Raw genomic sequence first — 13,067 nt, forward strand, 5'->3', positions numbered from 1 at the left:
TGTGGCACCGACCCGCTTCCATTCGACCGGCTATGGATTGCTCACAGCTTCACGAAAGACCGGTTGATATGACGCCCCCCCTCTACCACGCGAATGCGGTACACGCCACGGCTCAAACTGCTCACGTCCAGGTCGGTGCGGATTCGATCCCACTCCTTGCGAAGGGTAAAGGTCCGCACCGTCCGGCCGTCGGGGCCGTATACCTCCACCTGTACGTATCCGGTCTGGCCGCCCGAAAGCTCTAACCAGAGCTCGTTCCGTACGGGGTTTGGGTAAAGACCGAGCTTTAATTCCTGTACCGAAGTAATGGCAGCGGGCCGGAGCGCTTGCTGGTCTGTCGTGGTATAGATGACGTTGGGGCAGCCAGGTCTGGTATTGAACAAGCCGGTAGGAGGCTCTTCCGCCGTAGTCAGGTGTAATTGCATGATACCCGTCAAAGGTTCGCGATTGGCAATGGCAATGGTATGAATGCCGGCCTCCAGCGAAAACCGTACTTCGGCCCCATCGTCGCTGACCTCCCGCCATTGAAAACCATTGGTATAGAGGTTGCTGCCGTCGCGTTCTTTCCACATCTTGATCCAATCACCGTTGTCGACCTGTACCCAGACGGAATTACTGTTCGTGCCCGGCGCATTCATCAAAAGGTAGAGCGCGTATTCCCCGGTCTCTTGAAGATCAAAGCGGTAAAACAGCTCCTGTTCCTTGATGTTAGTGGTTGGCATCTCCAACTTTCGGTCACCTCGGTACACCCGGTAAGACCGTCCGGTGCGGCCTTCATCGCGCAGCGTAACCCATCCCGAGTAAAAATCATCACATGCGGCATCGGTAGTATAGGTGGACGGCACTACGGGGCAAGCCGGATCGACGGGGGCTTTTTCCAGGGGTAAGTCGTCGACCGAGCTTACGTAAATCCGGTCGAGTTTTGTCCCCCTTTCGCGGTAGGCGAATTCCACGATGTTGTTGCCGTTTGTCGATCCCGTCAGCACCTTTGGAAAGCGGTTCCACTGGAATCCCGCATCACCGTCCAGGATGGAATTCCAGGCGAACCATTCCCCCCCGTTGAAGCGAACCCAGTACGAATCGTTGTTCGGTGTGGCGGCGTCTACCCGGGCGAAGAGGTAGAGCGGCAGTTCGGCGGATTTCGAATTAACGGGAACTTTAAACCGGATGGTGCTGGATTGGCTATCGGGGGCATCGCTTCCCGTGGCGGCCGGTCCGCTGGGGTAAACCAGGTACTCCCCGGCCGAAGCATCCGCGGCTTCGCTTAATTTCCAAAGATCACCGTAATCTCCGCACTCAGCTTCTATCCAAAAGGAAACTGCGTCGTACGCACCTTCCTGGCAGTTTTGTGCGTCGGCACCCGTACCGGCGACAGAGTTTGCCGTTTGGCTGAGGTAAATTTTATCCAGCTGCGTACCGCCTTCCCGGTAGGCAAAATCAATGGTACCGCGGCCCTGCGATAAACGGATCGGGTCGCCGCTAAATGCATTCCAGGAGAACGTATCGCCCTGGGTAATGCCGGATTTCCAGGCGTACCACGGACCGTCGTTGGAGCGTATCCAGAAGGAATCTTCAGAGCCGGAAGGCGCCTTGATTCGTGCCTGCAGGTAATAAGCACCGCCCTCGACGCTATCTATGGTAAATCGAATGTAGTTGGCCCGAACGTGCCAGGGTGGGGTGGCGTAGTTGGTTTCGCCTGGATATACGGCATAGCTTCCCCCGGAGGCCGTCGGTTCATTCCTCACGTCCCAGCTGTCACCAATGTCCGCGCATTCCGCTTCGAACCAGAATTCATCCCGGAATGGCTCGGGCTCCTCCGGGAATCCGCCCTGCGGAAGTAAATTGATAATGGCGCCGCTTTTCTTGTATTGCTCTGGATCAAGAATGTTCGGGGCACCCGTATCGGGGCTGAGGATGAATTGATCCACGCCTAAATTAGGGCTACAGTAAGCGAATTCAATTGTATTTGTTCCGGCTTCTAGATGGAAGTCCGGCCCCGGGTAAAACGACCTTTCCAGGGTGATGATATTCCAGTTGTGCCACTCTCCGCCGTTGATCCTGGTCCAGATACAGTTTCCTTCCTCTACCGTGCTCCGGAAGGAACCAGCGAGATAATACTGCCCGGCATCCTCGGCGGATACATCCGGGACAACGAAACGCAACTGGTTCGCGGGGACATCGGCCGGCGGGGAATTTAAGGATCTCTGACTTCCGCCTACCGCCAGGGAGTCCCGGGAGCGACCGATCTCGGTCTCTACGGACCAGTAGCTGCCCACCGCGGCATACTCGCCCTCGAGGCGGTAGGTGGTGCGATCCGAGCCTTCCATGCGTTCAATGGTGCGCCAGGTTGCAAAAGCCGTATGCGAAGCGCCAAAGTAGTCATAAGCAGTGAGGCTTACACCAACGTCGCCAAAGTATTCCCATAGAATATCTCCGTAGGGTTCCCCATCGTCTTCCTCACCGACACCGCTCGGAGACAGAGAAAAGAATACGACCTCACCGTCGGGGTCGTAACCGCTCCCGCGGATGAACTCAAAATCGTACACGTAAACCTCTTCGCCGGGGGGCAATATCGCTACGGGGCGTTGGTTGACGAAGTCCGGGCAATTGGTTCCCATGATCGGGAAGTCGAGCGGGCGGGGCAGTTCACCTTTTTGTACCCATTCGTCTGCGTAGGAGTCTTCCGCGTACAGCTTATCCAATTGCACGTCTTCGGAAGCAAAGGCGATGTCGATCGAATATCCCGGTTCCGGACCTTGATCAGATAAATACAAGCCAGTCCCGACAAAGGATACCCAGGTCCAATCATCGGTGGTTGAAGTCAGGGGGAACAAGACCCAGGGCCCTCCCTTCGTGCGAACCCAAATTCCTCCCTCCGTAGTTTCTACCAGGCGAACGCGGAAAAAGGGAACGCGCGCTCCGATTTTTGCCTGAGTCAGGCGGATATAGTTGTTCAAATTATTATCGGTAGGTGCATCCGGGTAGACTGCGCCCACGGGCGCTTGTACGTATTCTCCGCTTGACGCCGTCGGGTCCGCCACCACGCTTAAATTGCTCCCTACCTGCCCGCATTCCACGTCCAAAAAGGAGAGGGAAAATTCGGTGGTGTTTAACCTTCTGAAGAGGACGTCCGTCGGCGAAAGCTCAGGTGGCCGCGAGTTCCATAGCCTGACATCTTTCGTAATGAGGCTGGACAGGGTGTTATCGTCTGCCCGGGGATTGCCAAAAATGGCTTTGGGAGAATACAGGCAAAGCACTTGAAGCAGGACCAGGGCCGGAAAGCGGAGGCTAATATGTTGGACAGTCTCGTGGATTGGCATAGTGAAGGTTGTGTTTGTTCACAGTTACGCCAATGAAAATAACGGAATGGAAATAAGCAGTCAAATAATATTTTGCATTGCCCCAAGCAAAAAACCGCGCCCGGCAAAGCCGAACGCGGTCGTGAAAGAGGTTGGGAGCGGATTCGAACCGCCGTACAAGGTTTTGCAGACCTTTGCCTAGCCACTCGGCCACCCAACCAGGGGGCTGCAAAAGTAGGTGAGCGCAACGGCAGCACCAAACTTTGTCAGCTGTTTTTATCGTACGAGGTGGACAACGCCCATGGGGGCGCATAAGTTTCCCGTCCAGGATGAATCGTTGGGGCGAACTTCTGTGGAAACCTACCGGATCAGGTGGACCGTCCCCGTCAGCTGCCGGGCGAATTTTCCCACCGGCGTGTACTGTAAGTTATAGACGTACGTTCCGATCGGCACACCACGGCCATCGACCGTGCCGTCCCACCCGGCGGTAGGATCCTCGGATTCGAAAACCAGTGCCCCCCATCGGTTAAAGATGCGTAGTTGGTAGGCTTCCAGCCCCGCCGGGGTATTAAAGAAGGGACGAAACGCCCGGTTGGCATCCTGCAGGGCGTCGGGAGAAAACACGTTCGGAAAGTAAATCTCAACCGCTTCTACGACGCACTGGACGTTCGACAGGAAGGTGTAGGTCGTATCCGCCGCAGGTGGCGTATAGTTGGCCTGAATCCGGTAGCAAAGCTGACCCGGATCGGGAAGGGGATCGGTATAGGTCAGGCCCGGGATACCGGTTGCCAATTCCGTGGTGGTCGAATCATCATTGATGCGGAGGACCGTGTAGAAGACCGCACCGGGGAGATCGTGCGGTGGCGTCCAATTTAAAGTCGTTTCGCCGCTGGCATCATTTTGCACCTCTAACCACACGGGACTGGCGTAGTTAGTGGTGGCGGTACGGCCACAGCTATCGGTGAGTACGAACCGAAGTGAGTTGCCTGGCGTGATCGGGACAGCGCCGTCCGTTATCAGCTCTTCCCCGGGGAAAAGCGCCACGCCGGGGCTGTAGGAAGTGGTATCACCGGGTCCGGCCACTTCCAGTGCTACCGAATAGTTGTCCGCCTGCACCACGTCATCCTGGTAACCGAACCGTAGTTCGCCGTTGTCCTGAATCTCCGCGCCGAACAGGTCAAAATCGCGGACCGGCTGGGAAATGTTAGCCACCTGGCAGTAGACGACGGTTCGTTGACTGGGAGCTATCTCCGCGTAATTGATTTGAAAGTAGAAGCACAAGCTATCCCCGTCGTTCGCGGCTTCGTAGGTATAGAGCTGCGAAGTGTCCGTCACATCCTCTATCGTCCAGGAGTCGTGTAGGGTGTATCCTCCGCCATTGACGGAGACGAACAGGCTGACCGTATCGCCCTGCCGCGGACGAAATTCAGTGACCGTTAGCAGTTCTTGCTGGAGCGGGATAAGTTGAATTTCCGATTGGCACCCCACACCGCCCCGGCCTATCAGGTCAAAGGCGCTGATCGTGCCCTCGTTCAGCGGGCTGTCGTTGCCACACGCGTCGAGGGCGGTGAGGCGGTAAGCTCGGCTGGTAAGTTCATCGGAAGGTACCCCGGTCACCGTGTAGACCGTATCCAGGCCTACGGTGTCGAGCGGAATAACCTGGTTGTCGGTAACGTCAAAAACGACGTACCGATTTACTTCCGGTGAGGGGGAGGGACGCCAGTGGATCTCCAGGTCACCGTCGACCACACTCACAAACTTGGGGGTAGGAGGTTGCGGTACAAAGTTGTCCAGCGTATCGCTGGTGCGTACGGTGGCGCCCGGACAATCGTATACGTACCGGAGAAAGTAAAACAGTTGCTCCCCGTTAGGATTCGGATCGAGGTATTCGGTCTGCGTGCTGTCGGGCAAAGAGACCAGCAGGGTGTACGGACCGTCGGGTGCCGCAGCGCGATAAATCTCGGTGGCAACGTAATTGCCGCAGTCGACCGAAACGTTCTCCCACGTCAGGATTTCCTGACCGGCTTCCGAGCGGGTGCAAAGGAAATCGGGCGCGGGTACCTGGGCGTGTACCGCAAATGCCGATAGCATAAGGAGGAGGGAAAAGAGGAAGCGCAAGGGCGAATGGTGTCAGTTCATAGTAGCCCGTAAACGCAGAAAGCGGTTCCGGGATTACTCGAACCCCTCGTTCGCGTCATCATTCTCCGCTTCGTTGTCGTCCAACAGGGTAATCGGTCGGCGGAAGGCGGCTTCGAGGCGGTTGCGAATCCGGTCGCGTCGGTATGTACTGCGCCGAAAATCGGCCAGTACCGCCCGCTTGTCGGTTTCTACGCGATAATCTTCCAGTGGCCCTTCGATGGTGTAGTAGAGGTTGAAAAAGCCGTTCCGCGCCGGCAGGGGGTCGTAGCGATCGTCGTGGCGGGCAATTTTGTTGGCGATCACCTGGCCGGCGTTGACCCGTACGTAGTATTCCAGGTACTGATCGAAGGTGTGGCTTCCGCTGAGGGTCAGGTTGATGGCGCTGCTCTGGATGAACATGGCCGGGAGGTAAATGGTCCGGTCGCGGATCTCCAAGTAATTCGCGAGGCGGGTGAAACGGACCCGCTCCAGATCGGCGGATTTCAGGGCGAATGCGAAGTTCTCCAGCAGGGGGAAGTCACGCAACTCCCCGTCCAGGATTTCCAGGCTACCGAGGGCGGTGAAGCGATCGTAGTCGAAGTCCCCGAGTTCGTCGTAGTAGAGGTCCAGTAACAGATCGGCGTTCATCCGACCTTCGAGGTGCTCGTTCGTGAGCACGTCTTGGTCGAAGTTTTCCAGTTGGTAGAAAAAGGTGGGCGCGTCGATGCTGCTCGCCGTAAGCCTTATCGAGCTGTGGGTGCTGTCGCGGAAAAAGGTCGAGGCGTCGACTTTGAATTCTCCGTCCATGGCATCGGTGAGCCCCCGAATTTCCAGCTGTCCGCGGTAAAACTCCAATTGGCCCCGGAAGTCCTGTCCCTCCAGCCGGTCCCAGCTCCAGCGATCTACTTCGGCCGCGAAGCTGCCATCCAGTACGTCGGTCATGCGGGCCCGACGCGCGATGTCCCGGCGGGTCAGGCTATCGCGAACGGATGGGGTGCCGGCGTCCGTTTTCTCGGCTTCACTTCCGGTGAATAGGGCGAGGATGTCATCGATGGCGAAGGCGGTTCCCCGCAGGCTGGCAGTGAATTTCAGTGCGGCGTCCTTGGTATTGAGGCTGTCGGCAAGCAGGACGGGGAGGTAGTTGGTGGTTTCCCCGTTCAGGGTGAAGTCCGAGCGCTCGGTGGCTACCCGCAGGTTCTCCACCTTCAGGCGGTTGTCGGAGAGTTTTAGTATGCCGGTGGGTAAGGCCAGGGTGCGGTCGTTGAAGGTGAATTCGCCATCTTCGATTTGCAGAATGCCGACGGACGATACCCGGCTCATCCGCCGGGGTTCGATCATGTCCGCGTACCGCCCCTGCAGGCGAAGATTGGTGAAGTAAACCATTCCCTCGGCTTCCAATTCCTGCTCTTCGGGTAGGAAGGCCGGGAGGGTCGCCAGCGGGAGGCTGCCGTCGGCGTAAAAATCAATGACGGGATCCTTCAGGTCCTCCAGATCGAACCGCATACGGAAGGGCTCGCCGCGGAAATTTCCGGAGAATTCCGGCACCGAGAAGGTTTGCACCCCACCCGTGGGCCCGTCGACGAAGGCGAAAGTGGCCCGGAATTCGATGTCGCTGGCGCCGATGCGTACCCGCGGACTTTCGATCCGGCCTTCGGAAAAGAGAAGTTCCCCATTGATGCGGGGGTAATCGCGTTGGGTCCATTCCCCGCTTACCGTGGCCGCCAGGGATAAGAGCCCGTCCGTTTCCAGGTCGGTCAGGCTGCCGGTGAGCGACGGGGGCAACAGGGAAACGATATCTTCCAGACTGCCGGCGGTGCTGGCTAGCCGCAAATTGCACGACAGTCCCTCCTCCGTGGGCCGTAGGCTGCCCGAAGCCGCTACGTCCAGGTCGCGGAGACTGATTTGTAGCGGGGAAAAGGTATAGGTCCCGGCGGCGTGATCGATGGTCGTGGTACCGGAAAGGCGGAGCGTCTCGGATTCGAAGTAGCGGGTATCCTCGTGGTCTACGTTGTCGATCCGTACGGAAGCGTCCGTTTGCAGGGTGTAGGTCTCGGCGCCAAAGTCGCCGTTGAAACGGCCATCCGTGATGGTAAATTCGGCATCAGTCCGGAGTTGTGCGTCCTCGTATCGTACCGTGACCTCGGTTAACCGGGCTTGGTTTACGGCAAAAGCCACGGACGTTGCTCCTGCGCCTTCGGCGCCCGCATTTCCCACCGGGGTATATCCCGTCAGCTGATAGTTGGTATTTCCATCTACGTCGGTTCGCAAGGTGAGCGTTCCCCGGTCCACTCGGAACCCCTCAATGCGGATCTTTCCGAACAGGCTGCCGAGGTCGAGCAGGCAGCCCAGGTGAGCCGCATCGAGGAGCGAGCCACCATCGCTGCCCTGTACGGTTACGTCCTGGAGATCGACCGAAAGTTGGGGGAAGGAACGGAGGAGGCTCAGGTCGTATGCGCCGACGGAGATCTCCGTGGGGTACCGGGCGTTGAGTGCCGCTACCACCCGGGATGCGATGGGCCCACCGAAAAACTGCACGGCTACGAAGGGTAGCAGCAACAGGAGGACCACGATGAGAACTACGATTCGTAAAAAGCGCATAGTGTCGGGATCGACCCGGCTAGCTAACGGCCACGCCGGGTACCGAAGATAGAACGGTACGGAGCTTTGCTGCATTGGGCGCGCTGAGCGGAACCAGGGGAACGCGCAGGAAATTTTCGCAGAGCCCCAGCGCCGATACGGCAGCCTTAATGCCTACGGGGTTGCCCTCGCAGTAGAGTAGGGGGTGCACGTCCAGCATATCGAAGTTCAGTTGCCGGGCCGTGTGCACGTCATTGTCCAGGGCAGCCCGTACCATGCGGCTGAATGGGCCGGGCAGGGCATTGGCGATTACGCTGATGCCCCCGTGTCCGCCGACGGCGATCATGGCAGTGGCCAGCGGGTCGTCGCCGCAGAGCACGCCAAAGCGATCCGGGCGGTGGCGGAGGATTTCCGTGGCCTGCCCGAGGTTGCCACTGGCTTCCTTGACGGCGGCGAAGCGATCGCTGGATTCGGCGAGACGCAGGATGGTTTCCGGAAGCACGTTGCTACTGGTGCGGCCGGGTACGTTGTAGATGATTAGCGGGCGCGGAGCTACTTCGGCGATCCGCATAAAGTGCTGATAGATCCCCTCCTGCGGCGGTTTGCTGTAGGCCGGGCTGCTGGACATGATGCCCGCAACCCCGTCAAAATTGTATCCGGAGATGAATCCGGCTAGCCGTTCGGTGTAATTGCCGCCGAAGAAGCCGGCCACCACCGGTACGCGTTCGTCGACGTGGCGTAGGGTGAAGTCGAGCACCTCCCGGCATTCCTGGGTGCTGAGGGTAATGGCCTCCCCGGTCGTGCCCAGACAGACGACGTAGTCGACGCCCCCCTCGATAACGTGATCGATAACCCTTCCGAGCGCGGGATAGTCGATGGATTTGTCCGCGCTGAAGGGAGTGATGAGGGCAACGCCGGTACCGCTGAAGGGGGGTAGGGGGCTATTCATTGATGAAGGTGAAAGTTTTTTCGATCCTGGCCAACTGGGCGTGTAAATCGTCGGGAACGGGGAAAAAGCGGAGGTGGTAAAGATTGTCCGCATCACTGTCCGGACCGACTTTCAGTCCGGCGGGCGTAATCGCGGCGAGGTAATCCAGCACCGCGTGGGAGGGCGGCCCGAGGCGGATGAGTAGATCCGGATGGCTGCCCCGTAAATCTTCGGTGGTCTGGCCTTCGGGTACCCCGTACCAGTTCAGATCCTGTAACGTGACCGCCTTGAAGGAAAAGTTGGTGGCCCCTACTTCGTGGGTAAAGTAGCCGAATGCGGTCACCCGCCGTCCCTCCTTTCCGGGCGGCTTCCAGCTCTCGACCGCCTTGCGGTCCTCGGCGTTGTCGGCGGGAAACAGTACGGTAATGCGCTGGGCCGTCCGTAACTGGATGGGGCCGGCGGGGCCCGGGGATGTCGCGGCCCGTTCGCGTTCCTTCCGCAGCCGCCGCGCGAAGAGGCGGGCCTTTATTTCTTCCAGGGGTGCCATACTAGCTGGCGTGGGTGACGGGGCCGATGCGGACGTACTTTTCGATCCGGTCTTCCACCATTTGCTCGATCGATTTCTCCTGGATGGCCGCGATCGCTTTCTTTAGCTGTCGCTTGAGGGTTTTGGCCATTTCCTCCGGAGCGTTATGCGCACCGCCCTGGGGTTCCTTGACGATCTCGTCTACGATACCGAATCCTTTCATGTCCTCGGCGGTGAGTTTGAGTGCCTCGGCGGCCTTTTCCTTGTAATCCCAACTCCGCCAGAGGATGCTGCTGCAGCTTTCCGGCGAGATTACGGAGTACCAGGTATTCTCGAGCATCATCACGTGGTCGCCGAGCCCGATACCGATGGCGCCCCCGCTGGCTCCTTCTCCGATCACGGCACAGACGACGGGCACCCGCAGTTGGGCCATCTCGAAGAGGTTACGGGCGATGGCCTCCGCTTGTCCGCGCTCTTCGGCCTCGATGCCGGGGTAGGCGCCGGGGGTATCGATCAGGGAGATGACCGGAAAGCCGAAGCGTTCGGCCAGCTTCATCAGGCGAAGTGCTTTGCGGTAGCCTTCGGGGTTGGCCATGCCGAAATTACGGTACTGCCGCATCTTGGTGTTGACGCCTTTCTGGTGGCCGATGATCACCACGGTCTGCCCGTCGAGGCTGCCGATACCCCCCACGATGGCTTTATCGTCGCCGTAGCACCGGTCGCCGTGCAATTCCACGAACTTGCGGCACATTTGCTCGACGTAGTAGAGGGTGTAAGGCCGTTCGGGGTGACGGCTGAGCTGGACGCGCTGCCAGCCCGTCAGGTTGCTGTATATATCGCGGCGGGTCTGTTTGATCCGGCCTTCCAACTCGTCGATGGTCGCCTGCATATCGACGACGCCGTCCGCACCGACCTCCTTTACTTTCTCCAGCTGTTCGTAGAGTTTTTCAAGGGGTTTTTCAAATTCCAGGAATACCATTTATAGTACTTTATACGGGTAGGCGTTTAGCGGGGAGCGGATGGCGTGCTAGCGGAGCTGGACCTTGGCCGAGCCTAGAAGCCCGACGTCCGTATAGATTTCCGCCCGGTAGAAGCCTTCCTTTAGCTTGTCGTCGAGGTCGTGGGTGAAGGTCAGGCGCTGGTTGCGCTCCACGTTCACGTCACGCCCTTCGAGGGCGATAATGTCTTTTTCCGCGCCGTTGACGATGACCTTGGTCTGGACCGGATTCTCGCTAATAACCGGAGTGGCGGACTCGTCCGTCAAAACGAGGAAAATTGGGCGAACGCCCAGGTAATTCTCGGGAACGTCCGTCAGGTCGAAGCTGACCGCAATGCGGCGGGCCCGGCTGGCATTGGCGGTGGCGGAACCGTTTTTCCGGAGCAGGTCCACCTGCATGGCCGAGGCGCGGAAGGCGCCCAGGGTCATGCGCTCCAGGTCGGCCTCCATGCTGGCGTTCATCCGGCTCAGGTTCTCGTTTTGCTGAGTGGCTTCGTATACCTCCGTTTTTGCCGTCGAAAGGTCGCGGCGCAGGGTTACGTTGCTCTCCCGCAGCGTCTGGTTTTCTTCTTCCAGCTCGGTAATACTGGTTTCCAGCATAGTGCGAACGTTGATCAGGTCTTCGATCTGGAGCCGCATCTGGTAGGCGACGTTGTTGTCGTTTTCCCGGGAGCGCTGCGCCTGCCGCATATCGTAGAGGGCGCGTTTGGCCGTTTCCTGGGCTTCGGTGAGCTGCCCCTGCAGCTCGGCGTTTTCATCGCTAACCTCCGAAAACGCCGTCTCCAGACTGTCTACCGACTGCATCAGGTTGTCTCGCAGCACGGCGAGCTGATCAGCTTCCTCCGACTTCACGGTATAATTGGCTTCCAGTTTGCTCTTCGTGGTAAACCCCCAGATCAGGGCGCCAGCGAAAAGGAGCGCCAGCAGGATGGCGATGATGGTGATGGTACGTTTATTCATGGGGCGGGACCTGTTGAAAACGCAAATTTACAATCATATTTCCGGTTTACGGGAAACGCGTCGGGATAGTGCCCCCCGAAGGCTAAATCCAGTGGCGGCTGCGAAACCATCCCAGCATGCCGAGAATCACGGAGATCATTACCCCCCAGAGGACGAAATAACCGTAGCGGGTGCCCAATTCCGGCATGTATTGCCAGTTCATACCGTACACCCCGACCAAAAAACTCAGCGGGATAAAAATAGTCGAGACGATCGTCAGGGTCTGCATCACGCTGTTCATCCGGAAGCTGATTTCGCTGACGTACAGATCATACAGGCCGTTGGTTACGTCGCGGTAAGTTTCCACCAGGTCCGTTATCTGGATAACGTGATCCCGCAGGTCGGCCACGTACACCTGGGTGTCGGAGGAGATCAGTTTGCTCTCGGTGTCGCCGAAGCGGTTCATGAGCTCCCGCAGCGGGCTGATGCTTTTGCGTAGGGTCAGGAGGGCGAGGCGCAGGTCGTGGATCTTCGATTTGGTCGACATTTCGGGCGAGCGCATGATAATGTCTTCCAACTTGTCCAGCTCGCCTTCGATCTGGTCGATAACGGTAAAATACTTGTCCACGATATTGTCGACCAGGGCGTAGGCGAGGTAGTCTGCCCCCCGGCTGCGAATCCGTCCGCTGGAAGTTTCCAATCGCTTGCGCACGCTATTGAACAGGTCGCCGGCATCTTCCTGAAAACTGAGCACGGTGCCTTCGGTCAGATAAATGGATACCTGCTCGATGCTGAGATCCCGCGTCGTGGAGTTGAAGGCGAAGGCTTTGACCACGATCAAGACGCCGCCCTCGAAAAGTTCCATTTTGGGTCGCTGCTGCACGTCGACTACGTCCTCCAGGGCTAGCGGGTGCATGCCGTGTTGTTTGCCTAGTCTTTCGATCAAGCCGATATCGTGGAGTCCGCGCACGTCGAACCACTGGGTCGCCCCTTCGGACCGCGGGTCCGGAATTTCATCCTGGCAGGTTTGCAGGTCGAAGAAGTCGCCGTGGTACTGCGTAAGGTGGACGTGTACGTCATCCATGCTGCGCTGGCCGGTGTAGACCATGGTCCCGGGGGGCGCGCCGGCTTTTTTGCGCGGAGTAATGGCCTTTTCCTCCTTCGACCGGATGAGATTCGTGATACGCATGGACAACTTTTTGCGGCGGGGCGCAGGTGCAAGGTAATTACGGAAACGTAAGCACGCTGTCCGCCCCCCTTCCGCACCGGCGGATGGCCGCCAGGGGTAGGCCGTCGGGACGGGACATAGGTGGTCGCAAAGAGGGAGGGAATCCCACCCAAGCCGCCGCCGCACTGCCCCTCCCCGGTAACCACGCTACCACCCATGCCGGTAGGTTAAGCCTGCGACTTAACGAAGGCGATGGCCGGAGGAAGGAATACTTCGCCCACCCGCCGCTCGGTACCAGCTACCGGCGGGATGACGAAATCTATGTTGTAAACAGCTTGCAACGGTTCGGCCGGGGTCAAGGAGACGCCGGGCAGCCTACCCAGGCCAGCGGTGAATACGGGTAAGGACGGCCTCCGACTATTCAGAATCGCTACGTTTTGCGCAGCTCTATTCGGAAAGCAGATCGGTTCTTCGGTATGGACAATTCCGGGCGTCATCGCCGTGGGTTGGCGGAT

General features: G+C 58.6%; 8 protein-coding genes and 1 tRNA gene. All 9 read right to left on the bottom strand.

What is annotated here, in order from left to right:
- Positions 1-41: 41 nt before the first annotated feature.
- The gene (locus CLV84_RS11900; protein WP_146088791.1) at positions 42-3,320 is read right to left on the bottom strand and encodes a T9SS type A sorting domain-containing protein; all 3,279 of its coding nucleotides are present in this window, start codon (positions 3,318-3,320) and stop codon (positions 42-44) included.
- A gap of 128 nt (positions 3,321-3,448) precedes the next feature.
- Positions 3,449-3,519 (bottom strand) — tRNA-Cys (locus CLV84_RS11905).
- A gap of 140 nt (positions 3,520-3,659) precedes the next feature.
- Positions 3,660-5,417, bottom strand: coding sequence for a T9SS type B sorting domain-containing protein (locus tag CLV84_RS11910; protein WP_104420014.1), 1,758 nt, complete (start codon positions 5,415-5,417; stop codon positions 3,660-3,662).
- 54 nt (positions 5,418-5,471) lie between these two features.
- Entirely contained in the window at positions 5,472-8,015 is a 2,544-nt protein-coding gene (locus tag CLV84_RS11915; protein ID WP_170067678.1) for an AsmA-like C-terminal region-containing protein, read from the bottom strand.
- A gap of 19 nt (positions 8,016-8,034) precedes the next feature.
- Positions 8,035-8,943 carry a 4-hydroxy-tetrahydrodipicolinate synthase gene (gene dapA / locus CLV84_RS11920; protein ID WP_104420016.1) on the bottom strand — a complete coding sequence of 303 codons (909 nt, stop codon included), beginning with the start codon at positions 8,941-8,943 and terminating at the stop codon, positions 8,035-8,037.
- Entirely contained in the window at positions 8,936-9,469 is a 534-nt protein-coding gene (locus tag CLV84_RS11925) for a DUF6913 domain-containing protein (RefSeq protein WP_104420017.1), read from the bottom strand. The genes dapA and CLV84_RS11925 overlap by 8 nt, the downstream gene beginning before the upstream one ends.
- Position 9,470: 1 nt before the next feature.
- Positions 9,471-10,427, bottom strand: coding sequence for an acetyl-CoA carboxylase carboxyltransferase subunit alpha (locus CLV84_RS11930; RefSeq protein ID WP_104420018.1), 957 nt, complete (start codon positions 10,425-10,427; stop codon positions 9,471-9,473).
- Between the two features lie 48 nt (positions 10,428-10,475).
- Positions 10,476-11,405 (bottom strand): hypothetical protein, encoded by a 930-nt coding sequence (locus CLV84_RS11935; protein ID WP_104420019.1) that lies wholly within the window; start codon positions 11,403-11,405, stop codon positions 10,476-10,478.
- Between the two features lie 82 nt (positions 11,406-11,487).
- Entirely contained in the window at positions 11,488-12,573 is a 1,086-nt protein-coding gene (gene corA, locus CLV84_RS11940) for a magnesium/cobalt transporter CorA (protein ID WP_104420020.1), read from the bottom strand.
- Positions 12,574-13,067 lie beyond the last annotated feature (494 nt).

This window comes from Neolewinella xylanilytica (assembly GCF_002934605.1).
GTDB lineage: Bacteria > Bacteroidota > Bacteroidia > Chitinophagales > Saprospiraceae > Neolewinella > Neolewinella xylanilytica.

Coding starts and splice junctions, on each gene's coding strand:
- CLV84_RS11935 (WP_104420019.1), bottom strand. CDS start 11,405: ATGAATAAACGTACCATCACCATCATCGCCATCCTGCTGGCGCTCCTT.
- corA (WP_104420020.1), bottom strand. CDS start 12,573: ATGCGTATCACGAATCTCATCCGGTCGAAGGAGGAAAAGGCCATTACT.
- CLV84_RS11915 (WP_170067678.1), bottom strand. CDS start 8,015: ATGCGCTTTTTACGAATCGTAGTTCTCATCGTGGTCCTCCTGTTGCTG.
- CLV84_RS11925 (WP_104420017.1), bottom strand. CDS start 9,469: ATGGCACCCCTGGAAGAAATAAAGGCCCGCCTCTTCGCGCGGCGGCTG.
- CLV84_RS11930 (WP_104420018.1), bottom strand. CDS start 10,427: ATGGTATTCCTGGAATTTGAAAAACCCCTTGAAAAACTCTACGAACAG.
- dapA (WP_104420016.1), bottom strand. CDS start 8,943: ATGAATAGCCCCCTACCCCCCTTCAGCGGTACCGGCGTTGCCCTCATC.
- CLV84_RS11900 (WP_146088791.1), bottom strand. CDS start 3,320: ATGCCAATCCACGAGACTGTCCAACATATTAGCCTCCGCTTTCCGGCC.